This window comes from Caballeronia sp. J97 (assembly GCF_905220305.1).
GTDB lineage: Bacteria > Pseudomonadota > Gammaproteobacteria > Burkholderiales > Burkholderiaceae > Caballeronia.
This window is the reverse complement of record NZ_CAJMZL010000036.1, coordinates 41241-67679: the sequence shown is the minus strand read 5'-3', so window position 1 is coordinate 67679 and position 26439 is coordinate 41241. Positions and strand designations below refer to the sequence as shown.

Sequence of the window (26439 nt, the reverse complement as noted above, 5' to 3'; positions counted from 1 at the left end):
AAGGATGAGCAGCACTCTGGAATCGACCGGAACGCACAAGCCGCAGTTCAGGCTGCCGAGCGAAGCAGGAATCGCGATCGTGTTCTTCTTCGTGATGTTGGGCGGCTTCATCGCGACGCCGAACTTCCTCACCGTCTCGAACATGATGGTGCTTTTGCTCAATGGCGCGGTGATCGGGTTTTTGTGCCTCGGGCAATCGTTTGTCCTCTTGACGGGGGGCATCGACCTGTCGTGTGGCTCGATCGTCGCCATGACATGCGTGGTGGCCGCGTTGCTGATGCAGAGTTTCGGTCTGCCCTGGCAAATCGTCGTGCCGCTCGTTCTGCTGGTCGGCGCATTGGCGGGCATGCTCAATGGCTGGATCATCGAGCGCACCGGCGTGCCGCCTTTCATCGTGACGTTCGCGATGATGGGCGTCGCTGCATCGATTCCCCAGATCATCACCGGCGCCGAATCGATCCGCGTGACGCAGATCGGCTACGCATTGATCGGTCAGTCGCGTCCGTTCGGCATTCCGTTTCCGGTCATCGCGCTCGTGGCCGCCATTCTGTGCGCGGTCCTGTTGCTCAAGAAGACGGTCACCGGCACACACATCTACGCAGTCGGCGGCAATGCGGACGCGGCGCGCCTGTCCGGCATCAGCGTTCCTCGCGTCACGCTGTTCGTCTATTCGATCTCCGGCCTTTGCGCCGCATGCGGCGGCCTCATCTACGGCTCGCGTCTCATGACGGGATATCCCACGGCCGGGCGCGGCGACGAACTGTTCTTTTCCATCGCCGGCGCGGTGGTCGGCGGCGTGAGTCTGTTCGGCGGGAGCGGCAGCGTAGTGGGCGCGATGATCGGCGCAATGCTCATCGCCGCGATCTCCAATCTGATGAATGTCCTGAACGTCAGCGCTTACTGGCAGCCGCTCGTCATCGGCCTGATCATTCTGATCGGCGTGACGGTGGACACGATGCGCTCGTCGAAGCGCCTCAGCTTTCCGTGGCTCAAGTCGCGCAAAGCGCGCGGCGTAGCGCAAACCGATTCGTTGAAGAGCACGTCCTAATCAGGTGAATAGCATGCGAAACAATCAGGCAGTAGCTGTCGGTATTCTCTGTTCCGTCCTCGCGCTCGGTCTCTCGGGCTGCAATCGCGGCACGCCATCGGCCTCGAACGGCGCGAAGACCCTCGGCGTCGCGCTTCCGAACTTGACGAACCCGTACTATGTCGCGATGAAAAAGAGCTTCGAAGAAAGCGGCGCCGCAAAGGGCATGCACGTCGAAGTGTCGATCGCCGACAACGACGACGCGCGACAACTCTCGCAGGTACAAAGCTTCATCCAGAAGAAGGTCGATGCGGTCGCCGTCAACTGTGTCAGTTCCGGACCCTGCGTGTCGGTGATTTCCGAGCTGAACAAGGCGAACATACCGGCGTACGCGATCAACATCCTGCCCGATGCCGACGGCATGAAGCAGCAGGGCGCGAGCATCGTCCAGGGCGTGCAAACGGATCAGAAGGCGGGCGGAAAGTTCATCGGCCAGCAGCTCGTCAAGGATCTGGGCGCGAGCGCCCGGGCGACCATCGGCATCGTCGGCGAGCCTACGTCCATCGCCGCGAACGCGCGTGACGACGGCTTCAAGGAAGCGATCGCCGCCAATCCGAACCTGAAAGTCGTCGCGCTGGTGAACGGCAAGGTGGAAGAGACCACATCGCTCAAGGTCACCACCGAAATGCTTCAGGGCAATCCCGGCATGACGGTCGTGTACTCGGACACGGAGCCTTCGGCGCTCGGCGCGCTGGCGGCGATCAACCAGCTCGGTCTGAAGGACAAGGTCAAGCTCTATGCCTTCGTCGACAAGGAAGGCGTCAAGCAGATCCAGTCCGGCGACGTGCTTCGGGCCGGCGCGATTCAGGAGCCGGTGCGGCTCGCATCGTTGCTGGTGGATAGCGTGAGTCAGCAGTTCGCCGGAAAGACGCCGCAGGCAACGGTGAACAGTCCGCCGCTTCTCGTGAACAAGGAGAATGCGGGTCAGGTTGTCAGCCAGGCCTACTGAAGACGCGGTTATTGGCAGTCGATGGAGGAATCGAGCGATGAGCAGCAGCAATCGATGCTATTGCGCACGCGACGTCAAGGTGTCGTTCGCGGGCGTTCCCGTCCTGCATGGTGTCGACTTCGACGTCGTGCCCGGTGAAATTCACGGCCTGTTCGGGCATAACGGCGCCGGCAAGTCGACCTTGCTCAAGATTCTCGCGGGCGTGAATCAGCAGGACTCCGGCGAGCTTTTGCTCGGCGACGAGCGCATCTCGCTGTCGTCGCCTCGCGATGCCCTGCAGCAGGGTATCGCTTGCGTCTATCAGGAGCTCAGGCTCATTCCGGGCATGACGGTGTGGAAGAACCTCTTCCTCGGGCGCGAGCTTCGCAAGAACCGGCTCCTCGACGAAGCGGCGATGATCGCGCATACGCAGAAGGTCCTGCACGATTACAAGCTGAAGATCAATCCGCATAGTCTCGTGAAAGACCTGTCCCATCCCGACAAGCAGATGCTCGAAGTGGTGGCCAATCTAGACAGAAACGCACGCTTTCTCTTCCTGGACGAGCCGACGACCGCGCTCGAAGGCGCACAGGCCGAAGCGCTGCTTCGAGAGGTGCAGCGGATCGCGCGCGAGAAAAACATCGGCGTCGTGCTGGTGTCGCATAAGCTGGACGAGGTGCTCGGCGTGTGCGACGAAGCCACCGTGATGTGCGGCGGAAGGGTGATCTACAACGCGAAGCACACGATCAGGAAGCAGGACATCATCGACGCGATCGTCGGCGATGCCGGGTCGCCGTTCAATGCAGGCGACCGCGCGCCGGGAAGCCGGCAGCGGGAACGAACGACGCCGTTCCTCGACGTGCGCAATCTTTCGACGGACCGTCTGCGCGACGTGTCGATGCAGGCATGGCCCGGCGAAATCGTCGGCATTTACGGGCTGGCGGGTGCGGGCCGAACCCGGTTTTGCAGAACGCTCTACGGTCTGGAAGCGGTCCTCGACGGCGACGTGCATCTGGCCGGAAAGCCGTATCGCGCGGGCAGTCCGGCTCACGCGATCAGCCAGGGCGTCGGCTATCTGACCGAGGAGCGCAAGAAGGACGGCATCGTCCCGCTGATGTCGAGCTTTGCCAATGCCACGTTGCCCATCCTGAAGCGCTTTCGAAAACGCGCGCTCGTCGCTCATGACGATGCGGCCCGAAGCGCGAATCGGATTCTCGTCGAGATGAATACCCGCGGCGATTTGCGCGGTCCCATCAAGTCTCTCTCGGGCGGCAACCAGCAGAAGGTGCTGCTCGCCAGAGTGATCGGCCAGGACGCGAAACTCGTCTTGCTGGACGAACCGACCAAAGGCGTCGACATCGGCGCGAAGGCGGATATCTACGCGATCATCCGGCGCATGGCCGACGAGGGCCGATGCGTCGTGGTCGTATCGAGCGAGGAAGAGGAACTGCTGGAGATCGCCGACCGCGTTCTCGTGTTCCATCAGGGCATGTGCGACGGTCTGCCGGTCGCCGCCGGCGAGCTCAGCATCGCCGGGCTGCGCAAGGCGGCCTGGAGCGGCAACACGAGCATGCTGTAACGCGCGTTCGACGAAAAAACGGCGGGCACATGCGCCCGCCGTTCGTGTGCCACGAAAAGCCGATCAGAAGCGGTGACGCAAGCCGACCGTCGCCGACACCTGGCTGTTCGTCGATGACGCGGAGAGGCCGTTGATCGCAGCCGTGATTCCCGAATCGCCCGTGTCGCTCACGTGCTGATACACACCTTGCAGATACACGTCCGTGCGCTTGGACAGCGCATACGCGGTTTGCAGGCTGACCTGATTCCACTTCGGATCGACGCCGTCGAGATGGCCGTCGGTGAAGGTATAGGCGCCGGACACCGACCACGCGGGCGTCAGGTTATAGCGGCCGTTGACTTCGTAGTTGGTGAAGCGCGCGCTGCCGCCATCGAGCGTGATGCCGCTGGTCGTGCCCGAAGCGGATGCGCCGATGCCCGTCGCGCCGTCGAGTCGCGTCTGCGTGAAGACGAAGCCCGCCTGCGCCGCGCCGAACGTATAGCTGAGGCCCGCGCCGAAGGTGCGCTGACGGCTCGCGCTGAAGGTGGCGTCATCGCTCACCGCGCCGCTCGAATTGAGCGTGGAGCCCGCATTGTTCAACTGCATGTAGCTCGCCGCCACATTCAACGGGCCGTAGTTGTACGATGCGCCGACGCTGTAGGCGCGGTTCGTCGCGAAGCCGCCCGCATCGTTCGAGAAGCCGTACAGGCCGCCGAACTTGAAGCCGCCGTAGTTCAGGCTCTGATACTTGACCGAGTTGCTGACGCGAAACGAGTTGTCGAGGTTGTCGTTGTCGAACGGATGCGCGGCCTGCGTGCCGCCGTATTGCGTGCCCGTGAGCGCGAGCGGGCCGAGATAGTCGACCACCGAATCGTACTGACGGCCGAGCGTGAGCGCGCCCGCGCGATCGCTCGACAGCCCGACGAACGCCTGCCGGCCGAATTCGCGGCCGCCCTGGGCGAGCTTGCCGTTCGTGATGTTGAAGCCGTTTTCGAGGGTGAAGATCGCCTTCAGTCCGCCACCGAGATCTTCCGCGCCGCGCAGGCCCCAGCGGCTGCCGTTGACGGCGCCGCTCGTCGCCTGGACGTTGTGGGCGCCGCCCTGATTGTTCGTGTAGGTCAGGCCAGCGTCGATGAGGCCATAGAGTGTCACGCTGCTTTGCGCGTGCGCGGCGCCTGCAACGGTGCCGAGCACGGTCAGCGCGAATAGGGATTTCTTCACTGTGTTTCTCCAAGATAGCTTGAGGTTCGGCCGCGCGCGCGGGACATGCACGGCGCGCAGTGCGGCTTTCCGATCGATCGGTCGACGCATCGGACGCCGGATTAAATCACGCGATCCGGCGTGGTTTCGTTCCGCGCGAGTTACGGAATGTTGTGTAATGGATGCGCGTTGCGGGAGCCGCGGACGCGGAATGCCTGACGCATCAATGCGTTTGCGCGCGCGTTCTTGCGCGACGCGGACCGGATCGTCATTACCTGCGGTAACTTCTCGCGCCCCGTTGTGGTCTGCGTGCGACACGGCGGCTGCCGATGCCTCCGCGCGCCCGGTCGGCCGCCGTGCTATCGATTCATGTGCCCATTCACATACTGTGTCTGGATTGACATGAAGCGCGCGGCCGATTTGTTGGACAATCATGCTTCAGGGCATCGATGTCGCCTGCTCTCAAAACGGTGCAAGGAAGTGAACGAATCCCAACTGCTTCTCGTGGAGGACGACCCGGAAATCAGCGAATCGCTGGCGGATTTTCTGCGCGGCAAGGGCTTTCGCGTGCAGGTCGCCGGGAGCGCCGAGGCCGGACAGGACATGCTCGCGCGCGGCGGTTTCGATCTCGTGCTGCTCGACGTGATGCTGCCCGGTGAGGACGGCCTGAGCTTCTGCCGTCGCGTGCGCGCATCGGGCGGGCCGCCCATCATCATGCTGACCGCGCTGTCCGAGCCGACCGACAAGGTGGTCGGCCTGGAACTCGGCGCGGACGATTACGTGTCGAAGCCCTTCGATCTGCGCGAGCTGCTCGCGCGCATCCGCGCCGTATTGCGCCGCGGCCAGACGAACGAAGCCGCCGCGCGCGCTGCCGCGAGCGCGCCCGCAACCGAAGTCGTGATGACGTTTTCCGGCTTCACGTTTTATCCGTACCGGCGTTTCCTGCGCTCGCCAACCGGCTTGCGCGTGCCGCTGACGGGCGCGGAAACGGATCTGCTGCTCGTGCTTTGCCAGCATCCGAGGCAAGTGCTGTCGCGCGAGGAACTCATTCGCCTCACGCGCGGCAAGAACTTCCCGATCGCGACGCGCTCCGTCGATCTGCTCGTGAGCCGGCTGCGCCGCAAGCTCGCGGGCGACGATCCGCTCGACGACTCGATCCGCACCGTGCGCGCGGACGGTTACGCGTTTCAGCCCGAAGTCACCGTTCAGTGAAGCGCCGTCTGATGCCGCGCCTGTTCGCGACCACGCTCGGGCAGATTCTCGCGATCGTCGCGTGCTCGTCGGCGGCGACGCTGCTGCTCTTCATCGTGCTGCTGTTCTATCCGGGCGCGCCGCCGAGTCCGCCGTGGCCGTGGCAGACCTCGTATCGCATCGTCGCGCTCGTCGACATGCTGAGCGCGACGCCCGACGCGGATCGCGTGCGCGTGCTGGCCACGGTCGATCGCGCGCGCATGACGGCGAAGCTGATCGACGCGCCCGCCGTGTGCAAGGGTTCGTCGCTCGATACCCACGATCTCGAAGCCGCGCTCAAGGAGGATCTGCATATCGACGCCGGCCTGACGGTGCGTACTTGCGATGCCCATCAGCCGACGCGGAATCTTCAGGTGCTGATTCCGCTCGGTCATCGCATGCTCGAGATTCGCACCGAGCGCAACGAACGCGAGCCCGACCGCTTCACGATTCCGTTCTTCGGCGCGCTCGCGTTCCTGTGCGTGGGCGTCGGGGGGTTGTCCGCGTGGGCGGTGTCGCGCGTGATCCGCCCGTTGCGGCGTCTGTCCGAGAAGGCCGATGCCTTCGGCCGCGACATCACCGTCGCGCCGATCGATGAAGAAGGACCGCTCGAAATCCGGCGCGCCGCGCATGCGTTCAACCGCATGCAGGAGCGCATCGCGCGCTCGATGCAAAGCCGCACGCGCATGCTCGCGGCGATCAGCCACGATCTGCGCACCCCGCTCACGCGCATGCGCCTGCAACTCGATGCAGAAAAGAAGGAGGTCGAGCGCGCCAAGATGCTGCGCGACATCGACCTGATGCAGACGATGATCGGCTCCGCGCTCGCCTTTCTCACGAGCGATGCGGGCGCGGAGAAAAAGGAATGGCTCGATCTCGGCGCGTTGCTCGGCACGCTGTGCGACGAATATGCGGAGTCGGGCGCGGCGATCCGCTACGACGGGCCGGATCAGATTCGCTTCTTTTGCAAGCCGGATGCGATTCAGCGCGTGCTCACGAATCTCATCGACAACGCCATTCATTTCGGCACGGAGATCGTGGTGACGGCGGCCATCGACGCGGGCAACGTCGCGATCGAAGTGGCCGACGACGGCCCCGGCATTCCCGCCGATCGCCTTCAGGACGTGATCGAGCCGTTCGTGCGTCTCGACCCGGCGCGCGCGAAGCGGCCGGGCAGCGTGGGCCTCGGGCTTTCGATCGTCGATGACATCGTGCGCGCGCATGGCGGCACGCTCACGCTGATCAACCGCCAGCCTTCGGGCCTGATCGCACGCGTGACGATGCCGGCTTCGGAATAGCCGCCGGCTCAGATTTCGAGCTTGTACCCGACGCCGTACACCGAGACGATGATCTCGCCCTCGGGCCGCACGTCTTGCAGCTTGCGGCGCAGGTTCTTGATGTGGCTGTCGATCGTGCGGTCGGTGACCACGCGGTGATCCGCGTAGACGTGGTCCAGCAGAAACGAGCGCGGCAGAATCCGGCCCATCGACACATGCAGCAGATGCAGCAGCCGGAACTCGATGGGCGTGAGCCGCAATTCGTGCCCGTCGAGCATCACGCGATGGAACTGCGGGTCGATCTGCAGCGCGCCCGCCGCCGCGCCGTTCGTGGCCGCGTTCGCGCCGCCGGCGCGGCGCAGGATCGCCTTCACGCGCGCGACCACTTCACGCGGGCTGAACGGCTTGCACACGTAATCGTCCGCGCCGGTTTCGAGTCCGAGCAGACGGTCGATCTCGTCGATGCGCGCGGTCAGGATGATGACGGGCAGCTCCGAGAACGTTCGCAGCTCGCGACAGATATCGAGGCCGCCGCGTCCCGGCAGCATCAGATCGAGCAGCATCAGCGAAGGCGGCGTCTGTCGCACGAACGGAATGACCTGCGCGCCGTCGGCGAGCGTCGTCACGATATGGCCCGCGACGCGCAGATAGTCCGCCAGCACGGCGGCCAGCTTGGGCTCGTCCTCGACGATCAGAATGTGGGCGGGAGACGTATCGGGCATCGCTTACTCGCGTAGGGAAGGGAACCGCGCGGTGATGGACACGCCGCCTTGCGCCGAGTCGTGCGCGCGGATGCTGCCGCCGTGCGCGGTGACGATGGCCTTGCATAGCGACAGTCCGAGCCCCGCGCCGCCGCTTTGCCGGCTGCGCGATTCGTCGACGCGATAGAAGCGGTCGAAGAGATGCGGCAGCGCGGCCGCGGGCACGCCCGGCGAGGAGTCCTGCACGTTGAGCGTCCAGTCGTCCGGCGCGCCCGCGAGCGAGACGCGCACGCGCCCGTCCGGATCGGTGTAGCGCAGGGAATTCTGCAGAAGGTTCTTGAGCAACTGCACGAAGCGCGCGGCATCGACGTCGACATCGGCCGTGGAGAGCGCGTCGCTGCATTCGACGTCGATGGCGAGCCGCTTCGCGCGGAAGGACTGGCGCATCGCGTCGACCGAGGTGCGCGTGAGCGCGTTCACCGGCGCGGGCGCCTTGCGATAGCTCAGCATGCCGACATCGCTCAGCGACAGGTCGTACAGATCCTCGATGAGCTTGTTCAGCGCCGCGACCTCCGTCTGCAGCGACGCGAGCGACGCGGCGTCGAAGACATGCACGCCGTCCTCGATCGCTTCGAGCTCGCTGCGCAGCACGGCGAGCGGCGTGCGCAATTCGTGCGACACGTCCGCGATGAACTCGCGCCGGCAGCGCTCCGCGCGTTCCAGCGAATCCGCGAGCGAGTTGAAATCCGATGCGAGCTTGCCGAGCTCGTCGCCGTTTTTCGCGGGAACGCGGATCGCATAATCGCCGCTCGCGAGCCGATGCGTGGCCGCCATCACGCGCCTGACGGGCACGAGCACGAGACGCGCGAGCACCATCGCGACGAGGGCCGCGAGGATCACGGCGACGCCGCCGATCTGCCAGGTGGCGCGCATCTGCTGCGCCTGGAATGCGATGTCCGCTGCGTCCGTCAGCGGCGTCGGCCCGGCGGTGGCGAGCCAGCCGACGATCTTGCCATGCACGCGCACCGGCGACGCGGGTGCGTCGGGCGGCGGCGGTTCGCTCGTGGAGGCGACGAGCTGGCGGTCCGCGTCGAACAGCGCGGCGGGCGGGCGTTCCCGATGGCGCGGGCGCGCGCGATCCGGCGCATCGGCTTCGGGCGGCGCGTTGGTCGCTGCCTGCATTTCGCGCTCCCCGCGCAGCCGTGCCGGCTCGGATGGCGCGAAAGGGAGCGCATTGGGCAACGCGCCCGGCAACGCATTCGAGGGACGCATGCCCCAGTGCGGGCCGTGCCACGGCTCGCCGAGCGGCCCGAGGATGCGCGCCACGCTGCCGCTGCCCGGAAAGCTTCGCCACGCGGGCGGCACGCTTGCGCGCATGTCCTCGATCTCGCGCCGCACGAACTGCTCCTGTACGTCGTCGAGCAGCGCGAGCCAGGCGTCGTCGTTGCCGCGCAGAAACGACCAGCCGCCGTGCGCCGCGTATTCGCTCGCGACCTTCGCCATCACGGCGCGCTCGCGGCCGGCATCGCGTTCGCGCACGTAATGCAGGAAGCCGTTCTCGAAGCTGACGCGCACCGCGTAGCCCATCGTCAGCGCGATGACGAGGCACGCGACGAGCACCAGAAGAAAGATCTTCCACGCGATTCCAAAGCGGAACTTCAATGAGGACACCTTTTCGCGACAAGCAGGATGAGTGACGGGCGATTCTAGTGGATGCGACCTGCGCCACGCAGTTTCCCCGTGAATCTCCACGACTTCTCCACTTTTTCTCCACGCTGCATCCCGCTTTGATCGTTAAGTTCGGAGGCAGCCTCAACCCGACTCACACGGAGATATGCAATGCCAAGCACCCAACGGAAACGGGCCGACATGAAACGCCCCGCCTGGCCCGGAGAAATCTCCGGCGATGTCGCGCGCGCCGCCGATGCGCCCGTGCAGAAGCTGCGCGGCTGCCGTCTTTCCGCGCCGATCGTGCAGCCGTGGGGCGCGTCGTGCCGCGTCGTCGAATGGATCAACTTGCGCGGCGAACGCTCGTTCATCGCGGTGCATGTCGGGGCGACCGAACCCGAAATCCGCGAGCGCATGCGCCGGCACGCCAACGGACAGCGCCATGTCGCGCTCGACGCCGCCGCGCTCGGCCGTCCGAAATTGCCGAGGGCATAAGCGATGAAGTTCGATATCCGCGAGCCGCATCGCATTCTCATCGTCGAGCCGCAAGACGGCGTCAGGCAAAAACTCCACGCTTTCCTTTCCGATTATTACCCCGACACGAGCGCGCTTCAGCATGCGCAGGCGCTCGCGGACGAGATCGCGCGCACGGGGCCTTCGCTGATCCTGCTCAGCAACGAACTCGCCGATACCCCCACGGCCGCCGTGCTCTGCGATCTGCGCGCGCTGCACCCGGACGTTTCGGTGCTCGTCCTCGGCGCGCCGCACGGCTGGATGGACGCCATCACCTGTCTCGGCCTCGGCGCGGACGATTTCGTGCAGATGCCGTGCAACGAGCGCGAGATCCTGTCGCGCATACGTAATCTGCTGCGGCATCGCGTGGCGCGCGCGTCGCCGGTCGCGCCGGACGAAGCCGAACTGCGTCTCGGCGACTTCGTGCTGAACCCGGAGAAGCGCACGCTCAGGCGCAGGCGGGAGTTCATCGACGTGCACGACAGGCTCATCGAGCTGCTTGCGCTGTTCGCGCGCAATCCGATGATCGTGATGTCCCGCATGCGCCTGACGCGCCAGTTGAGCGAGCAGGGCTGTGCGCTATCCGAGCGTTCGGTCGACTCGCTCGTCTGCCGCCTGAGGCAGATCGTCGAGGACGATCCCTCGCAGCCGCGCCTGATTCAGACCGTGCGCGGACGCGGCTATGCGTTCAGCCCGTCCGGCGCGGGCTTTGCCGCGGGCACGCCCGTTCATTCGTAATCGCTGAATTCGGACGGCGCCGCTGTCTTGCCCGGCAGCGGCGTATAGCCCGGCACGTTCGCCTTGAACTGCTCGATGAGTCCCGTATCGACGGACGAGAGCCCCTTCAGCTGCAATTGCATCAGCACGCGCGTGCCGCTCTTGCCCGCGCTCGAACTCGTCGACGTATCGATATAGCGCTGCGCGGCGAAGCCGAGCGACCAGCATTGCGCATCGTATTGCAGGCCGATCAGGCCCGCCGTCACGCGATGCGCGCGCATGTCGAAATTCACCCGGCCGATGCCCGACAGATGCGTCGTGAGCGGCCATTGCGCCGACGCGACGATCTGGTTGATCGGCTGATTGTCGAGCACCGCCAGATCGGCGCGCGTGTATCGATAACCCACGTTGAGCACGCGCGCCTCGCCCGGGCTCCATGCGAAGCCGGCGGTCTCGCGTTCGAGCTGATTGCGCTCCTGATTGAACTGGACCGCCTGCTCGATCGCGAGGCGCGAGTCGAGGTTGAGCGTCGCGCCCGCGATCAGATCCGAATGATCCGCCGACGAAGGCGTGTCGGTCGGTTCGAGCGTCACGCGCTGCGTGCGGAACGAGTACGACTGCGCAATGACGAAGCGCGCCAGCTCCGCGCCCGACTCCGGGCTGATGAAGCGCGTCGTGAGCGCGGCTGTCACGCGGTTCTGATCGGCGATGCGGTCGTTGCCGACGAAGGTGTTGGTCGTGAAGATCTCCGCGAGACCGAAATCGGCGGCGGTCGTGTCGAACAGCGGCGCGTAGTTCTGGTTGCGATACGGCGTATAGACGTAGAAGAGACGCGGCTCCAGGGTCTGCGTGAGCGTCGTGCCGAACAGATGCACGGAGCGCTCGAACACGAGGCCGGTGTCGAGGCTCGCCGTCGGCACATTGACGCTGAACTCGCGCGGCTGGCCCGATGGCGCGTCGCTGCCGATGCTCGACAACTGGTACGACGCGAAGTGCCACTGCAGCATCGGCTTGAAGAAGAAGCCCGGCCTGTCGATCGAATAGCTGACGTAGGGATTGAAGACGAAGCGGTCGCCTTGCGTCGCATCGGCGGTGGACAGGGTGAAGCGCGTCGCGTTGACCTGCGCGCCGAAATCGAAGCCGCCCGCGTTGTAGCGCGCATAGTTCACGTCGATCTCGGGCTCGCGGTTGTAGGGCGGGCTGGAACCGAAGCTCTGCCAGCGCTGCTCGCGCATCAGCACGGACCACGGCTCGTGATTCCACGCGACGCCCGCTTCCTGCTGGAACACGGTCTGCGCGCCGGAGAGATAGCTCGTCGCGGAGGCGAGATCGCTCGTGTAGTCGGCATCGGAGACGCGGTTGTAGTTCACGTAGCCCGAGAAGCCCGCGCCGAAGTCCTGCTTGTGCGTGACCGCGATGGCGTAGCGCTTTTGCTTCGTGATCGCATCGTCGGGCAGATAGGACACGCGCAACTCGCCGGAGTAGGTCGGCGAGAGATAACGGAAGTCGGGCGTCAGCATCACGCCGCGCCGCGACATCGCGCGCGTGGTGACGGTGAGATCGTAGTTCGGCGCGATGTTGAAGTAATAGGGCAGCGACACGTCCCAGCCGTTGGCCGACCCATACGACAGAGTCGGCGGCAGCAGTCCGCTCATGCGCGCCGGCGACAGCGGAAACGAGAGCCACGGGCTCGCGAGCACGGGCACGCCCTGAAAGAACAGGACGCCGTCGCGCGCGAGCCCGAGGTCGGTGCCGTTGTCCATGTCGAAGCGCCGCGCCTTGACGTACCACGCGGGATCGTCCTCACAGGCGCAGGCCGTGTACGTTCCGTCATGAATGACGGAACGATCCTCGTCGACGAGGTCGGCGCGTTCGCCGCTGCCGCTGCCGCCGGACAGGCGGAAGCGATACTTCGGCGCGCTCATGCTGCCTTCCATCGCATCGATCTTCAGATGCGCTTCGGGGCCGTTGAAGACATCGCCCGCATGCACGAGGCGCACGTGACCGTAGGCGTCGGCGCGGTCGGTGTCGGCGTCGTAGTGGAGCGCGTCGCCCTTGACGAGGCGGTTCGCGCGACGCAACTCGGCGTGGCCCTTGAGCGATGCGTCCGCGTCGGTCGTGGCGCTCAGCGCATCCGCGAGGCCGAACACCGCCGGGCGCGCGCCGGACACGGGCGGAATGTCTTCGAGCCGGGGGGCGAGACGGAGTTCGGCTTGCGCGGCGGCCGGTTGCATCGCGATCGCGCGTGCGCCCAGCAGCAGCAGCGCGAGCCGCTTGCGAACTTTCACGAGAAAAGACCTTAAAACGCGGTGCCGATCTGAAACTGGAACCGCTGATACGTGTCGCCGCTGTGACGCACGATCGGAAAGCCGAGGCTCAGCTTGAGCGGGCCGATCGGCGAGATCCATTCGAGGCCCATGCCGTAGCTGTAACGCAGGCCGTTCGAGCCGGTGCTGTTGCCTTCGTCGCCCCACACATTGCCGCCGTCGACGAACGTGAACACGCGCAAGGTGCGGTCGTAGCCGGTGCCGGGCAGCGGAAACGTCATCTCGATGTTGGCGACGAGCATCTTCGAGCCGCCGATCGGATCGTTGGTGGTCTTGTCGCGCGGGCCGAGCGAACTCGATTCGTAGCCGCGCACCGAACCGATGCCGCCCGCGTAATAGTTCTTGAAGATCGGATACGACTTGCCGCCGATACCCGCGCCATAGCCGGCCTGAAGATTCAGCCCGAGCACGAAGCCGCGCGAGAACGAGTGGTAGTACTGCGCGGTGAAATCGGTCTTGTAATACTCGGTGTTGCCAAGCGGCGTGCCGATTTCCGCGTTGGTCTGCACGTAGTACCCGCGGCTCGGCACCAGCGCGCTGTCGCGGTTGTCGCGCTTCCAGCTCGCCGTGAGCGGCACGTTGTTGACGACGCGGCCGAACTCGCTCACATAGTCGAGATACGATTGCGGCGTGTCCGAGTCGGTGTTGAAGCGGTCCTGCTCGATGCCCGCGCCGAAGTACACCATGTCGGACTCGGAGAACGGAATGCCGAACTTCGTGTCGACGCCCATGCTCACGATGCGAAAACTCGAATCGCTCGAGTAATAGAGCGGATACGTCGTCTTGTAGTACGCGTCGGTGATGCGCTGAATGCCGTCGACGGTGAAGTAGGGATCGGTCTGCGTGATGCTCAGCGTGCGATAGGTCTTCGCCGTATTGACGTTCACGCCGAGACTCGTGCCCGAGCCGAATACGTTGTCCTGCGTGATGCCCGCGGACAGCACGACCTTGTCCGTCGACGAAAGGCCGGCGCCGAGCGTGATCGCGCCGGTGGGCTTCTCGGTCACCTTCATCTGCACGTCGACCTGATCGGGCTCGCCTTCGACGGGCACGGTGGTGACATCGACATCGGTGAAATAGCCGAGGCGGCTGATGCGGTCCTTCGAGAGCTTGAGCGCCCGGCTGTCGAACCATGCGCTCTCGAACTGGCGCATCTCGCGGCGCACGACTTCATCGCGCGTGCGCGTGTTGCCGGTCACCTCGACGCGGCGCACATAGATGCGCTTGCCCGGATCGACCTGCAGGGTGAGGCCGACCGTGTGATGCGCCTGATCGATCTGCGGCTGCGCATTGACGCTCGCGAATGCGTAGCCGTACTGGCCGAGCCGGTCGACGAGCGCCTGCGTGGCGTCCTGAAGCTTCGTGGCCGAGAACAGCTGGCCCGGCGCGATCGTCACGAGCCGCGAGAGCTCCGCATCGCGGCCGAGCAGATTGCCCGCGAGCTTCACGCTCGTGATGGTGTAGGGCTCGCCTTCGTGCAGCATGATCGTCAGATACATGTCCTTCTTGTCGGGCGAGATCGACACTTGCGTCGATTCCACGCTGAACTCGAGATAGCCGCGATCGAGATAGAACGTGCGCAGGTTCTGCAGATCGCCGGTGAGCTTCTCCTTCTGATAGAGATCGTTCTTCGTGTACCAGGAGAACCAGTTGGGTGCGGCAAGCTGCATCTCGTCTTGCAGCGTCTTCGAGTCGAATACGGTGTTGCCGATAAAACCGATCTGCCTGATCTTCGCGCTCGGTCCTTCGGCGACGGAGAAGAGCAGTTGCACGCGTCCGCGATCGAGCGGCGTCACGGTGGTAGTGACTTCGGCGGCGTAAAAGCCGCGTGTGAGGTATTGCCGCTTGAGCTCCTGTTCCGCACGGCTGGCGAGCGCCTTGTTGTAGGTCTGACCCGGCGAGAGGCCCACCGATTTCAACGCCTTCGACAGATTCTCCTTGTCGAATTCATGCACGCCCGCGAACTGCACGTCCGCGATGGCCGCCGCTTCGACGACACGCACGACGACGACGTCGCCTTCGGTCGACACGCTCACGTCCGTGAAAAGGCCGGTGTCGTAAAGCGCGCGTATCGCTTCGGTCGCGCGCGTCTCGGTGAAGGTGTCGCCGCGCCGGATGCCCAGGTTGGCGAACACTGTCGACGGGTCCACGCGGCTCACGCCTTCTACGCGAATGTCGCGCACGACGAAGGCGTTGTCGGCATGGGCGTGCGTGCTGATGAGAGCGCCCGTTGCGAGCGCGAGCGTGCGAAAGATGTGATGCGTCATTCGGTGATCAGGAAGGGTAATGAGGCCGGGCCGGGCGCTATTGCACCGACGCGTTGCCGATGGCGGGCAGGCACTGGCCGGTGGCCGCGCCGATGACTTCGTGGAACTGCATCGCGCTGTCGCGGCGAATGCGAAACGAGAGCTGGGCGCCGCCCTGAAGCGCGAAGGACAGAATCAGCGCGCCGGTGCCGTCGGCGTCGAGCGCCACTTCCCAGCCCGCGCAATGCATCGTGAACTTGGTCGCGCAGCTCTTCTGGCGGATTCTTTCGGAGTGCGCGATGGCGTGAGCGAGCGCCGCGAGCATCTCGTGCATGACTGAGCAATGCAGCGCGATCGAGGAACCCGAGCGCGCATCGACGACGAGATAGCCGCCGTCATCGCTGAGCTGAAAGCCCGCGAGTGAATCGATGGTGAGTGCCGGGCGCATGTGCGTTCGAAGCCGGATGTCGAAAGGCGCACAGTCTAGGAAAATGCGGCGCGGGTTGGGTTACCCCGCCTTTACGGCATGTTGCGCGGTAATCCTGATTCTTCAGGCGTGGCAGGCAACAAATGGAAATATCCGGTGAGATGCCGGAACGGGCCCTAACCGAAACTTACCAGGCGCTTCTTGAGCGGTCTGCATCGCGTATAGTGGCCGCGCAAGTCGAATTCATCGTCGCAAGCACGCCGATGCCCTCTCCCCGATCCGATCATTCTGGATGACACAATACGCTGAAGCAGTCGAATGCCCGTCAATGAAAACGTTTGGACCCGGTTTCTGTCACTAAGCGCGAGGCGCGTTCAGCCGCACCGTCTCCGCACTTTCAAATCCATCCGAATACAAACCGTGCTGCGCCGCGCGGCGCGGCTGGCTGGCGTCACGCTCATCGCAACGTATTCGCATCTGTTGTTCGCGTCCGTGGTGATGAACTTCTCGCACGTCGAGATCGGCGAAGTGGCGCGCGCAATCGGACTGGCGACCGGGAAAACCATCGTCGTCGATCCGCGAGTGAAGGGCCAGCTCGACCTCGTCTCGGAGAATCCGGTTTCCGAAGACGAAGCGCTCAAAACCCTGCAGTCCGCATTGCGCATGCAAGGCTACTCGCTGTTGCAGGATCACGGTGTGCTCAAGATCGTGCCCGAAGCGGAAGCCAAGGTTCAGGGCGTGCCCACGTATGTCGGCAATCAGCCTGTCGCGAAGGGCGATCAGATCGTCACGCAGGTGTTCCAGCTTCGCACGGAGTCGGCAAACAGTCTGTTGCCGACGCTCAGACCGCTCATATCGCCGAACAATACGATCAGCGCGAACCCGAGCAACAACACGCTGATCGTGACCGACTACGCGGACAACGTCCGAAGGATCGCATCGATCATCGCGGGCGTCGAGGGCGCGTCGCGTCCGCATATTTCCGTCGTTCAACTGAATTTCGCGGATGCGACGGCGGTCGCTCAACAGGCGCAGAAGCTGCTGGATCCGAGCGGCATCGGCAACAACGATGCGACGCAGAAAGTCGTCGTCACGCCCGACACGCGCAGCAATGCGGTCGTGCTCCGTTCGAGCGGCGCGGCCCGGCTGCAGGAAGCGGAAGCCCTCATCGTCAAGCTGGACACGCCGACGCGAGCGCCCGGCAATATTCATATCGTCACCTTGCGCAACGCGGATGCCGCCGACGTGGCCAAGACGCTTCGACGGATTCTGGGGCAGTCGGGCGGCGGCGATTCGCAGGCGAGCGCGGGCAACGCCGGCAACGCGACAGGTTCATCCGGCCTGCCGAGCAGCAACGGCACACTGCCGCCATTGCCTAGCAGCGCCGAAAGCGCATCGTCGAGCAGCGCGGCATCGTCTTCGTCCAATAGCCCTTTCGGCGGCAACAATGCGCAGTCGAAGTCCGGCGACGATCACGAAGACAAGGGAACCGGCGAAATCGTCGCGGACGTCTCGACGAATTCGGTGATCGTCACCGCGCCCGAGCCGGTGTTCAGAAACCTCAGCACGGTCATCGCGCGGCTGGATCAGCGCAAGATTCAGATCTACATCGAATCGCTGATCATGGAAGTGGCGTCCGACAAGGAAGGCGAGTTCGGCATCGAATGGCTGACCACGGCGGGGTTGCAGTCGGTTGCCGCGACGACCACGAATGTCGGCCTGATCGCGGGGTTCGGGAACATACTCGGCACCAAGGGCCTGTTTCGCGCGCTCCAGTCGAACTCGGACGTGAACGTGCTGTCGACCCCGAGCCTCATCACGCTGAACAATCATGAAGCCCGCATTCTGGTCGGGACCAATGTGCCGATCGAGTCCGGCTCGTATTCGACGAACACGACGAGTTCATCGTCGGTGTCGGCTTTCAATACGTACGACCGCAAGGATGTCGGCGTGATGTTGAACGTCAAGCCGCAGATCAACCAGGGCGGAACGGTCACGTTGCAGGTCTATCAGGAAGACTCGGCGGTCCAGAGCGGGACCGCGGATCAGGCGGGCGGCTACAGCATCGACAAGCGATCCCTGCAGACGACCATCCTTGCCGATGACGGACAGATCGTGGTGCTCGGCGGACTGATCAGCGACAACTACACGAACGGCAACACGCGCGTGCCGTGGGTATCGAAGATTCCCGTGCTGGGCGCGTTGTTCAGGCACGAGACGAAGACCCGGCAGAAAACGAATCTGCTGATCTTCCTGCGGCCCGTGATCGTCCGGGACGCGTCCATGCTTCAGGCCATCGCCGCCGATCGCTACGGCTACATGCAGGCACGGTCGAACGCGTACAAGACCGAGAACTGGCTGGAGAAGGACGACACCGTGCCGGCGCTTCCTCAGGTCGACGGTCAGAATCACGGCGATGCGAGCAACGTGATCGATCTGACTCGCGTGCGGTCTGCCGCGGAGGCCGCGCCCGCTTCCGGCGTTGCGCCGCGCTAGGCATTCCAGCGCTGGCGGCGGGTTTCAGAGCGTGAGGCTGAAGCTGCGCGCGAGCAGGCCCGGCAGCCGCATGCCGCCGGTCGAGCGCTCGTTCCATGTCGAGTCGTTCAGAAGCAGTTCCGTCGTCGCGCCGAGCCGTTCGAGCTCGCTTCCGAGGAGCCGGTAGAGGCTGTCGTCGAAACGCATCGCGTCGACGGGCGCGACGATCTCGCCGTGCTCCACCCAGAACGTCGCGAAACGCGTCATGCCGGTCAGCCGGCAATCCATCCGGTCGGAGAAGTTCACGTACCACAGGTTGCCCACATACAGGCCGGTGTCGAGCGCGGCGAGCACGTCGGCGTCGGCGAGATCGCCGCCCTGCATCGACAGCGAGACCGGCATCTCGCTGGCGGGCGCGCCGTTGGGACGCAGCCCGTATTCGCGTGCCGTGCGCGCATTGGTGAGCTGCTGCGCGCCACGGCCCGCATCGATGAGCGGCACGGTTTCGCGCCGGTAGCCGTCCTCGCTGAAGCGCGGCGCGATGTCGAGATCGAGGTCTTCGATCAGCGTGACGCGTTCATCGAGCGACGCCTCGCCGCGATTGAGACGATAGAACTCGCTGCGCGCCGTCGCCTGCTGGCGCGCCGAGAACGCCGTGAACGACGCGGTGCCGATCAGTTCGGCCAGCGCCGCCGGCGCGAGCCACGCGCGATAGCGCCCCGGGCCCGGCGTGCGCGGCGTGCGCGCGAGCACCGGCAAGCGGGCCGCGGCGGCTTCGATCCTGCTCGCGAAGGTTTCGTCGCGCCATGTGTCGCCGGCATAGGCGGTCTTGATCGCGCGCCCGGTCGCATCGTAGAGCGATCCGCTGAAATTGAAGTTTTCGACCTCGTACCAACCTCGGCTGCCGTGCGACGACGCAAAGCCGCGCGCCATCGATCCGCCCGCGTAGAAGCCGACGAAGTCGAGCCGCGCCGCACATCGTTCGACCACGTCCAGCAGGGATTCGATGTCCGGCAGCCTGCCGCGCCGCCGCGTGGTCTCGGTCCATACCGACGAATCGACGAGCAGATGCGGATCGGGGCTCGCGTCGCGGAGCGCCTCGCGCAGCGTGGCGAGCGTGTCGGCGATGGCGTCGCGGTCCGCCTGCGCGTCGCCGCAAATCGTGAGCGTCGAATATGCCTGCCGTTCGTCCTCGATGAGCCTCACGGTCAACGTGCCCTGCGACACGTGTCCGATCTGGCGCACCTTGCCCGCGTTGAAGCGCACGAAATCGGATTGCTCGGCGGCGAGCGTCGTCAGGGCCGTTTCGCCCGGCCCGAGCGCTTGACCGATGCCGTCGGCGAGCATCATGAAGTGGCGTTGCCAGTCGATCGTCGCCGTGCTCATCGCGTGCCTCCGAACACATCCACGTTGCGAAACACGCATGCGGGCGACGCATGGCCCACGCGCACGATCTGCATCGGCTCGCCCTTGCCGCACAGCGCCGTGCCGTACACGCCGCGCGTGGCGTCGTTGCCGACGGCGGCGAGGCTCTGCCAGAAAGTCGCCGATATGCCCCGGTAGCCCGGCTGCCGCACGACCTGCGTGAGCTCGCCGTTCTCGATGAGCTGCCCGAACTCGCAGCCGAACTGAAACTTGTTGCGTTGATCGTCGATGGACCAGGACGTGTTCGTGCGCATCAGGATGCCGTGTTCGATGCCGGCGATCATCTCGTCGAGCGAGCTCGCGCCGGGCTCGATGTTCAGGTTGGCCATGCGGTCGATGGGCGGACGGTTCCAGCTCGTCGCGCGCGAATTCGCGACGCCCGCGATGCCCGCGCGCTGCTGCGAGAGCGCGCCGCCGAGCGCGCGTTCGAGCACGCCGTCGCGGATCAGATAGTGCTTGCGCGCCGGCTCGCCGTCGTCGTCGAACGCGTACGATGCGACTTCGGCGGGCACGCCGGGATCGAACGTGACGTTCAGAAGCGGCGAGCCGTATCGATAATGCCCGAAGAACGCGGGCTTCACGAAGCTCGATCCGGCGAAGTTGCGCTCGTCGCCGAGAATCCGGTCGAGTTCGAGCGGATGCCCGATCGACTCGTGAATCTGCAACATCATCTGGTCGGGCATGAGGAGCAGATCGCGCACGCCGCTCGGGCAGTTCGGCGCGGCGAGCAGCGCGAGCGCCTCGTGGGCGAGCCGCTCGCCCGCGCCGTCGAAGCCGAAGCGGCCGAGTATCTCGACGCCGCCTTGCGCGATGGTGCCGTAGTCGCCGCCGAGCGTGCGGACCTGGGTATCGCCGCCCTCATGCGCGACGACGGTGAGTTGCGGCATCACGTATCGGAAGCGCTGCGCGATGCGCACGCCGTCGCTCGTGACGAAGACCTGCTCGCGTTCGGTGACCTGCACGGACGCGACGCGCTCGACGATGCGCGCATCGACCCGCGCCGCCGCGCATTCGTGCGCGAGTCGCGCAAGCCAGTCGCGGCGGGACGGCAGCGCCTCCGTGATGCCCGGCGACGCGTACGCGCCGCTCGCCGACGGACGCGCCACGCGCCGGTGATCGACGAGCGCGAGCCGCGCGCCCGATTCGGCGCGGCGCGTGGCGATGTCGAGCGCCGCCTGCAGCCCCGCCGCGGTCATATCCGGCGTCGCCGCGTAGCCCGCGCCGGCGCCGCGCCATGCAGTGAGCATCGCGCCGCGGTCGCGCACGCTTCGCAGCGGCTGCGCGATGTCGTTGCGTACCTGATGATCGTCGGTGCGTTCGTCGACGAAGCGCACGGAGTAGAAGTCCGCCGTGCTGGCGAGTGCGCGGATCGGCGCGTCGAGCGGTTCATCGGTCATGTCGTCGCCTCATTCTCCAGTCGATTCCGAAGCAAGCGCGATCGAAAGCAGGGTTGACCCGCCGCGCGACCACGTCACATATTAACCGCCCGCATCACCCGCGCTCCCCCGTTCAGGGGATGGTTCCGGAGCGCTTTCCCTTCGATCATTCACGCACCGGAACGACACCGCAGCAAAGCGGCGCGGCCGGTTCATCATCCAGAATTCGAGACTAGGAGACAAAGATGCGGGACGACGTCCAGGCCGCCGCGCCGTCGGCTTATGCCTATCCGTTGCTGATCAGGCAATTGCTGCACACGCCGTTCGTGCAGGCGCCGAACCAGGAAATCGTCTATCGGGGCCAGCTTCGGATGACCTATAGGACCCTGCGCGAACGCATCGCGCGCCTCGCGAACGGCCTGAGCCGGCTCGGCGTGCGGCACGGCAGCACGGTCGCGGTGATGGACTGGGACAGCCATCGCTATCTCGAATGCTATTTCGCCGTGCCCATGATGGGCGCCATTCTGCAGACGGTGAACGTGCGCCTGTCGCATGCGGAGATCGCGTACACGATCAATCATTCGGGCGCGGACGTGCTGCTCGTTCACACCGATTTCCTGCCGGTGCTGGAGGCCATCAGGGATCAGCTCGAGACGGTGCGCACCTTCATCCTGATCGACGAGGCCGACAGCGAGATTCGCGCGCACAAAATCCCGTTCGCGACCGAATACGAAGCGATGCTCGCCGCCGCGTCCGATCACTACGACTTCCCGGACTTCGACGAGAACACGCGCGCCACGACCTTCTACACCACCGGCACGACGGGTTTGCCGAAGGGCGTCTACTTCTCGCATCGTCAGCTTGTGCTGCATACCATCACGGTGATGGCGGCGTTGTCGAGCCCGCAATCGGGCCAGCGCTTTCATCGCGGCGACGTCTACATGCCGCTCACGCCGATGTTCCATGTGCACGCATGGGGCATGCCCTACATCGCCACGATGCTGGGCGTGAAGCAGGTCTATCCGGGCCGCTACGCGCCGGACCGCCTCGTGAACCTGATGCGCGACGAAGGCGTCACGTTCTCGCACTGCGTCGGCACGATCCTGCACATGCTGCTCACCTGCAACGAGGCGGAATCGGCCGATTTCAGCAAGTGGAAGGTGATCATCGGCGGCGGAGCGCTGACGCACGGGCTCGCGCGCGCCGCGCTCGATCGCGGCATCGACGTGTTCACGGGTTACGGCATGTCGGAGACGTGTCCGGTGCTGAGCCTCGCGCAACTGAAGCCCGGCGACGAAGCGCTCGACCTCGACGAGCAGGTGCGTCTGCGCTGCAAGACCGGCGCGCCGATACCGCTCGTCGACGTGCGCATCGTCGACGCGGACATGAAGGACGTCGCGCGCGACGGCCGGGCGAACGGGGAAATCGTCGCCCGCGCGCCCTGGCTCGCGCAAGGCTATCTGAACAACCCGGAAGCGTCCGCGCAGCTCTGGAGCGGCGGCTATCTGCACACGCAGGACATCGCGAGCGTCGACGCGGCCGGCAATCTCCAGATCACCGACCGCATGAAGGACGTGATCAAGTCCGGCGGCGAATGGATTTCGTCGCTCGAAGTCGAAAGTTTGATCTCGATGCATCCGGGCGTCGCGGAAGTCGCGGTGATCGGCATCAGCGACGAAAAATGGGGCGAGCGGCCGGTGGCGCTCGTGGTGGTCGACGGCGACGCCATCGTCACCGAGGACGACATCAAGCATCATGTGCTGTCGTTCAGCGTATCGGGACGCATCTCGAAGTATGCGGTGCCGCAGGTCGTCAGGTTCGTGGAAGGGCTGGAGAAGACGAGCGTCGGCAAGATCAACAAGAAGTGGCTGCGCGCGCAGTTCGCGTGACCGGTCAAGGAGCGGAGCAATGCCTGGCATCGAGCAATACAGCATCGCGTCGATCGAAACGTTCGTGGGCCGGGAGCTGGGCGTGTCCGGCTGGACGGTCGTGGATCAGGCGCGCATCGACGCATTCGCGCAATGCACCGGCGACAGGCAGTGGATCCACGTCGATGTCGAACGCGCGGCGCGCGAGAGTCCGTTCGGCGGGACCATCGCGCACGGCTATCTGACGCTGTCGCTGCTGGCGCCGCTCGCGATGCAGATCGGCCTCATTCCCGAGGACGCGAGCGCCGGCCTCAACTACGGGCTGGACAAGGTGCGCTTCATGACGCCCGTGAAAGCGGGCGCGCGCGTGCGCAATCGCGTGAGCCTGCTGTCGGTCGAGAGAAGGGGCGGCGGCCGCGTCATCGTCAAGACGATGAACGAGCTGCAGATCGAGGGCGAGGACAAGCCCGCGCTCATCGCGGAAACGCTGGCCATGCTGGTCGGATGAAATAACGTTTCTGCGTCAGCAGGCGAGTCGAATTTTTCGTCCGGGGTCAGGCGTCGCGCACGAGCCCCAGCGCCTGCGCGCGCGCGACGGCATGCGCGCGCTTGTCGACCGCCAGTTTCACGAAAATGCTCTTGACGTGCGACTTGACCGTCTCGGGCGCAATCCCGAGATCGCGTGCGATTTCCTTGTTCGACAAGCCCCGCGCGATCAGCGCGACGATATCGCGTTCCCGCGCGCTCAGCGACTCGCGCTCGGCGTCACGCGGGGATCGCCCCGCGGGCCGATACTGCGCGCGCCAGCCCTCCAGCAGCCGATCGACGTATGCCAGCACTTCCCGCGTCTGCGCGGTGTTGCGCGTATCGTCCCGCACCGCCTGCAGCAGCGGGCCGATCTGCGGCCCCTGATCGAGGATCGACTGATGCAGTCCCACGGGCCCGGCCAGCTTCACGACCTCGCTCATGACTTCGACCGCCGCGCCGCGCTGGCCTGCGTTCATGCACGCAAGCGCGAGCGTGGTGCGCAGGCGCAAGCCGAGGTAATGGTTGTGGCGGCTTTCCGCTCTTTGCTGCGCCGCGTTCAGCAGTTCGACGGCTTCGCGCGTGTGATCCTGGTTCATCGCGACGCAAGCCGCGGCGAGCGCGCGATAGTCGTCGATCTCGGCCGGCACGGGCGCGCCCGGCTCCGGATCGCGGGCCGCGAGCGCGTCGAGCTGAGCGACGCACGCCGACGCCTCCGTCATCCTTCCTTCCCGCAGATGCAGCCGCGTGCGTTCGGCGAGCGCCCCCGCGATCAGGCGACGCCATCCGCGCTTGTGCCCGAGCATCTGCGCGCGATCGAGCAGCGCGTAGGCATGCGTCGCGTTCGAGCGCGCGATCGCGATCCGGATCAGCACGCGATAGGCGATCAGTACGTTATCGAGAAAGTCCGCCAGATCGATGACGGGCATCAGATCGAGGAGCAGCGCTTCGGCCTCGTCGAGGCGTCCCTGTTCGTAGCGCAACTGCGCCAGCATCGGCGCGCACAGGGCGGCGGAGACGGATTGCGGACCGCAGTAGTGCTCGGCCAGATGCATCGACTCCGTGAAGTACTGCTCGGCCAGCCCGAAGTGCAGTTGCTGCATTTCGACATGGCCGAGCAGGCACAGCCGATAGACCGGCGTGACCACGTTGCGCTGATCGTCCTCGATCGAGCAGGGAATCCAGGGCGTTGCGTACAGCGCCGCGAGATCGCCCGCTTTCCAGTGCGCGTAACGCATGACGTTGGAGACGACGTTGACCGTCCAGAGATCGCTCGACGGCCGTTCGAGACAGGTCCGCGCGAGCGCGAGCGCGCGCTGCGGATCGTCCTGCAGCGCGGCCAGCACCGCGCGGATCGACAGACATTCCCGGCGCAGATGCTCCGCCTCGGCGGTGTCGGCGGCGTCGCGCTCCAGTGCGTCGGCCATCGCGAGCGCGTCGTCGAAACGCAGCGCGAGCGCCATGCCCCAGGCGATCGCCAGCCTGACCTGCAACTGCGATCGCATCAGTTCGGCCGGAAACTCGCGTTGCCAGCCGAGCAGCGTGAGCAGATCGCCCTTCATGACGAGCGTCATCGCGCAACGGCTCATCAGCGCAAACGCTTCGTCGGTCGCGCCCGCCGCGAGGGCGTGCCTGACGGCGTCGGTCCACCGGGCTTCGCGCGCGTACCACCGGCACGCGCGCAGATGCAGGCCGGCGACCTCGTGGCGATACCGCGTTTCGAGCCGCTGGCGCAGATAGTCGCGCATCAGATGGTGATAGCGGAACCCGCGTCCCTCGATATCCGTGGGTTCCAGCAGGAGCTGGCGCGCGACGATCGTCTCCAGCATGCCCTGGCTGTCCGCGATGCCGGTGACCGCTTCGCACAGCGGCGCGCTCAGCCGCTCGACGATCGACGTGCGCAGCATGAACTCGACCACGTCGCCGGGCAGGCGATCCAGCATCTCCTGGATATACGCGGCGAACGGCCGGGACGCGCCCGACGGCATCGTCGCCGGCGTTTGCGCGCGACAGTCCTCGCGGGCCAGCACCGACGCGGAGATGCGCAGCGCCGCGGCCCATCCCTCGGTGCTCGCGAAGAGCGAGCGGACCGAAGCGGCGTCCAGCTTGCCCGGACATTCACGCTCGACGAAAGCGCGCGTTTCGTCGAAGTCGAAGCGCAGCGTCGACGCATCGATTTCGAGCAACTCGTTGCGCGCGCGCAGACGCGCGAGCGGCAGGCTGTCGCCGGAGCGCGTGCAGACCACGACGTGCACATGCGAAGGCGCATGCTCGATGAAGAACGCGACGATCTCGCGGACGACCGGCAGGCCGATCAGGTGATAGTCGTCGAGAAAGAGATACAGCTCGTCCTCGACATCGACCAGCTCGTTGATGAGCGTCGCGACGATCGACTGCGCGGGCACGAGCGAGGCTTCGGCGGTCAGGCCGATTGCCGAAGCGCCGATGTCGCCGCATGTCTGCCGCAGCGCCTGCGCGAGATGATGAAGGAAGCGGGCGGGCTCGTCGTCGTCCGCATCGATCGAGATCCACGCGACGAGCGCGCCGTTGCCGCGCAGCCGTTCGAGCCACGCGAGCGCGAGCGAGGTCTTGCCGAAGCCGGCAGGCGCCTTGATGACCGTGAGCCGCTTGTCGCCGGCCTGCGCGGCGAGATCGGCGAGCCGCGGCCGGTCGATCAGGCCGGCGGGCAGCCGCGGCGGAACGAGCTTCGTGGCGAGTAGAAGGGTGGGCCTGACTGGCTCGATGACTTCGGTCATATACGTCGGCGGCTGCGAGGGGTCGGTTAGGCTCGTTCGATGATACGCGAGTCCGGCAGGGGTCGATCGCATGGCGGCGCGCGCTTTGATCGGATGCAATGTGGACTCAACGATTGTTTCCGTCTGGCACTAACT

Annotated in this window: 19 protein-coding genes; 10 read left to right on the top strand and 9 right to left on the bottom strand. The window is 65.5% G+C overall.

The features are described from left to right. From U4Y90_RS31140 to U4Y90_RS31130, 3 genes are all read left to right on the top strand, one after another. Window positions 1-1048: ABC transporter permease (locus U4Y90_RS31140; protein ID WP_321800468.1), on the top strand; the 1048-nt coding region annotated here is incomplete at its 5' end. A 13-nt stretch (window positions 1049-1061) separates the two neighbouring features. Then, window positions 1062-2036 (top strand): substrate-binding domain-containing protein, encoded by a 975-nt coding sequence (locus tag U4Y90_RS31135; protein WP_321800465.1) that lies wholly within the window; start codon window positions 1062-1064, stop codon window positions 2034-2036. Window positions 2037-2073: 37 nt separating this feature from the next. Next, window positions 2074-3594 carry a sugar ABC transporter ATP-binding protein gene (locus U4Y90_RS31130; RefSeq protein WP_321800464.1) on the top strand — a complete coding sequence of 507 codons (1521 nt, stop codon included), beginning with the start codon at window positions 2074-2076 and terminating at the stop codon, window positions 3592-3594. A 63-nt stretch (window positions 3595-3657) separates the two neighbouring features. On the opposite strand, the gene U4Y90_RS31125 is transcribed toward U4Y90_RS31130, so the two are convergent. Next, window positions 3658-4794, bottom strand: coding sequence for a porin (locus U4Y90_RS31125; RefSeq protein ID WP_321800462.1), 1137 nt, complete (start codon window positions 4792-4794; stop codon window positions 3658-3660). A gap of 459 nt (window positions 4795-5253) precedes the next feature. Between U4Y90_RS31125 and U4Y90_RS31120 the strand changes: the two genes are divergently transcribed. Further along, window positions 5254-5985 carry a response regulator transcription factor gene (locus U4Y90_RS31120; protein WP_321800460.1) on the top strand — a complete coding sequence of 244 codons (732 nt, stop codon included), beginning with the start codon at window positions 5254-5256 and terminating at the stop codon, window positions 5983-5985. Beyond that, complete coding sequence (locus U4Y90_RS31115) at window positions 5982-7301, top strand: ATP-binding protein (protein ID WP_321800458.1); 1320 nt, start codon at window positions 5982-5984, stop codon at window positions 7299-7301. The genes U4Y90_RS31120 and U4Y90_RS31115 overlap by 4 nt, the downstream gene beginning before the upstream one ends. Before the next feature lie 8 nt (window positions 7302-7309). Here the strand turns inward: U4Y90_RS31115 and U4Y90_RS31110 are convergent, their stop codons facing one another. Beyond that, a complete protein-coding gene (locus U4Y90_RS31110) occupies window positions 7310-8002 on the bottom strand; it encodes a response regulator (RefSeq protein ID WP_321800457.1) in 693 nt (230 codons plus the stop codon). A 3-nt stretch (window positions 8003-8005) separates the two neighbouring features. Then, window positions 8006-9652 (bottom strand): ATP-binding protein, encoded by a 1647-nt coding sequence (locus tag U4Y90_RS31105; protein ID WP_321800456.1) that lies wholly within the window; start codon window positions 9650-9652, stop codon window positions 8006-8008. A 198-nt stretch (window positions 9653-9850) separates the two neighbouring features. On the opposite strand from U4Y90_RS31105, the gene U4Y90_RS31100 reads away from it, so the two are divergent. Next, window positions 9851-10144 carry a DUF2866 domain-containing protein gene (locus U4Y90_RS31100; RefSeq protein WP_321800454.1) on the top strand — a complete coding sequence of 98 codons (294 nt, stop codon included), beginning with the start codon at window positions 9851-9853 and terminating at the stop codon, window positions 10142-10144. A gap of 3 nt (window positions 10145-10147) precedes the next feature. Beyond that, the gene (locus U4Y90_RS31095; RefSeq protein ID WP_321800452.1) at window positions 10148-10900 is read left to right on the top strand and encodes a response regulator transcription factor; all 753 of its coding nucleotides are present in this window, start codon (window positions 10148-10150) and stop codon (window positions 10898-10900) included. Here U4Y90_RS31095 and U4Y90_RS31090 read toward each other — a convergent pair. The 3 genes from U4Y90_RS31090 to U4Y90_RS31080 form a co-directional block, all read right to left on the bottom strand. Next, complete coding sequence (locus tag U4Y90_RS31090; RefSeq protein WP_415749433.1) at window positions 10891-13113, bottom strand: LPS-assembly protein LptD; 2223 nt, start codon at window positions 13111-13113, stop codon at window positions 10891-10893. The two genes, U4Y90_RS31095 and U4Y90_RS31090, sit on opposite strands and share 10 nt — an antisense overlap. A gap of 65 nt (window positions 13114-13178) precedes the next feature. Further along, on the bottom strand, window positions 13179-15473 hold the full coding sequence (gene bamA, locus U4Y90_RS31085) for an outer membrane protein assembly factor BamA (protein ID WP_321800448.1): 2295 nt from the start codon (window positions 15471-15473) through the stop codon (window positions 13179-13181). Window positions 15474-15510: 37 nt separating this feature from the next. Further along, window positions 15511-15900, bottom strand: coding sequence for a hypothetical protein (locus tag U4Y90_RS31080; protein WP_321800446.1), 390 nt, complete (start codon window positions 15898-15900; stop codon window positions 15511-15513). 399 nt (window positions 15901-16299) lie between these two features. Between U4Y90_RS31080 and gspD the strand changes: the two genes are divergently transcribed. Then, window positions 16300-18375 carry a type II secretion system secretin GspD gene (gene gspD, locus U4Y90_RS31075; protein ID WP_321800444.1) on the top strand — a complete coding sequence of 692 codons (2076 nt, stop codon included), beginning with the start codon at window positions 16300-16302 and terminating at the stop codon, window positions 18373-18375. A 24-nt stretch (window positions 18376-18399) separates the two neighbouring features. Here gspD and U4Y90_RS31070 read toward each other — a convergent pair whose 3' ends face one another. Next, on the bottom strand, window positions 18400-19740 hold the full coding sequence (locus tag U4Y90_RS31070) for a TldD/PmbA family protein (RefSeq protein WP_321800443.1): 1341 nt from the start codon (window positions 19738-19740) through the stop codon (window positions 18400-18402). Beyond that, a complete protein-coding gene (locus U4Y90_RS31065; protein WP_321800441.1) occupies window positions 19737-21176 on the bottom strand; it encodes a TldD/PmbA family protein in 1440 nt (479 codons plus the stop codon). The genes U4Y90_RS31070 and U4Y90_RS31065 overlap by 4 nt, the downstream gene beginning before the upstream one ends. A gap of 224 nt (window positions 21177-21400) precedes the next feature. On the opposite strand from U4Y90_RS31065, the gene U4Y90_RS31060 reads away from it, so the two are divergent. Together U4Y90_RS31060 and U4Y90_RS31055 are read left to right on the top strand one after the other, a co-directional pair. Continuing rightward, window positions 21401-23044 carry a fatty acid--CoA ligase gene (locus U4Y90_RS31060; RefSeq protein WP_321800439.1) on the top strand — a complete coding sequence of 548 codons (1644 nt, stop codon included), beginning with the start codon at window positions 21401-21403 and terminating at the stop codon, window positions 23042-23044. Between the two features lie 19 nt (window positions 23045-23063). After that, complete coding sequence (locus U4Y90_RS31055) at window positions 23064-23531, top strand: MaoC family dehydratase (RefSeq protein WP_321800438.1); 468 nt, start codon at window positions 23064-23066, stop codon at window positions 23529-23531. A gap of 46 nt (window positions 23532-23577) precedes the next feature. Here the strand turns inward: U4Y90_RS31055 and U4Y90_RS31050 are convergent, their stop codons facing one another. After that, window positions 23578-26304 (bottom strand): LuxR C-terminal-related transcriptional regulator, encoded by a 2727-nt coding sequence (locus tag U4Y90_RS31050; RefSeq protein ID WP_321800437.1) that lies wholly within the window; start codon window positions 26302-26304, stop codon window positions 23578-23580. Between the last annotated feature and the right edge of the window lie 135 nt (window positions 26305-26439).